Source organism: Synechococcus sp. R55.2, assembly GCF_047462075.1.
In the GTDB taxonomy this organism is placed as follows: Bacteria; Cyanobacteriota; Cyanobacteriia; order Thermostichales; family Thermostichaceae; genus Thermostichus.
Genome location: NZ_JANSIH010000005.1, coordinates 1 through 1588 on the forward strand (window position 1 = coordinate 1; position 1588 = coordinate 1588).

Below are 1588 nucleotides of genomic sequence, written 5' to 3' on the forward strand. Positions count from 1 at the left end.
GCGATCCAACCGGCAGCGAAAAAGCGCATTCATACATTTATGTCAACTTCAGACATTCATCTCGAATATCAGTTCCGTAAAACACGCGCCGAAGCCCTGGAGCTGATTCACGAAATGGTCAGCTATGCGCGCTCGCTGTGCGAGGATGTCGAATTCTCGCCGATGGATGCCGGTCGCACCGATCCGCTCTTCCTGCGTGAAGCTGTAGCCGTCGCCGTGGCCGCCGGAGCTACCACCCTCAATATTCCCGATACGGTCGGTTATCTCACCCCTGATGAGTATGGGGCGATGATACGCGATTTGCGCGAGAATGTACCGGGCATTGAACGGTGCATCCTCTCGACCCATTGTCACGACGATCTTGGCATGGCAGTTGCTAATTCGCTGGCCGGTGTGCGTGCCGGCGCCCGGCAAGTTGAATGTACTATCAACGGTATCGGCGAACGGGCAGGTAATGCCTCCCTGGAAGAAGTGGTGATGGCATTGCATACACGCCAACAATATTACGGCCTGCGGACACGCATTGAGACCCGCGAAATTGCCCGTACTTCACGTCTGGTCAGTAGCTTTATTGGTATACCGGTGCCACCCAACAAAGCTATTGTTGGCGCCAATGCCTTTGCCCACGAATCGGGCATCCACCAGGACGGCGTCTTGAAGTATCGCCAGACTTACGAGATCATGAGCGCCGAGACAGTGGGGCTGGAAAGCAACACGCTGGTATTAGGGAAACACTCAGGTCGCCATGCCTTCCGCAAGTATCTCGAAGAAAAGGGCTACAAGCTGAACGAAGAGGAGTTCCAGCACGTCTTTGCTCGCTTCAAAGACCTGTGTGATCGGAAGAAGCGAGTCGATGATCGCGACATTGAGGCATTGATCGCCGGTGAGATGCAGCACACCCCAGAGTTGTATAAACTCGATCACGTGCAATACGCATCGGGTGTCGGGATGATTCCGACGGCAACCGTGCGCCTGATCGGGCCTGATGGTCAAGCCAAAGTTGACAGCGCCCAGGGCACCGGGCCGGTCGATGCTGTTTATCAGGCGATCAACCGCATCATTCAGCGCCCCAACGAGTTGATCGAGTTTTCGATCAATGCCATCACTGAGGGGCTTGACGCAGTCGCCGAAGTGACGGTGCGCATTCGCGAGCAAGGTTCGCCTGCCCGCTTGAACGAGAGTAGCAGCACCGCAATCAGCCTGACCGGTCGTCGTCCAACCCAGCAGATCTTCAGTGGTTACGGGGTACATACCGATACCATCGTGGCTGCGGCCCAGGCGTATATGGCTGCCCTCAATAAGCTGCTGGCAGCGCGCCAGGAGCGGATTAAGGCGGAAGCGATGGCCTATTCTGCTGGCTACAGCGGCGAGACGAGTAGTTTGCCGGTTGACATCTTTGGCGGTAGCACGCTCGGCTAGGGTTTGATGCTGGTCGGGAATGGTGGATGCTTTGCCTTGACAAGAGCACAGAGAAGTGAGAAACGAGCTGAGAATGACCAATTATGAGCATTGGTCAGTTCTTGCTGCTCACTTCTCTTTGCACGTCTACCCACTGATAATATCGGATCGGCCTGCTTACACACACGTA

At 55.5% G+C, this 1588-nt stretch carries 1 protein-coding gene; it reads left to right on the forward strand.

Annotation, left to right across the window (positions count from 1 at the left end; genetic code table 11):
• Positions 1–1419 (forward strand): 2-isopropylmalate synthase (locus NW838_RS00125; RefSeq protein WP_414427256.1); only part of this gene is annotated, 1419 nt, incomplete at its 5' end.
• Between the last annotated feature and the right edge of the window lie 169 nt (positions 1420–1588).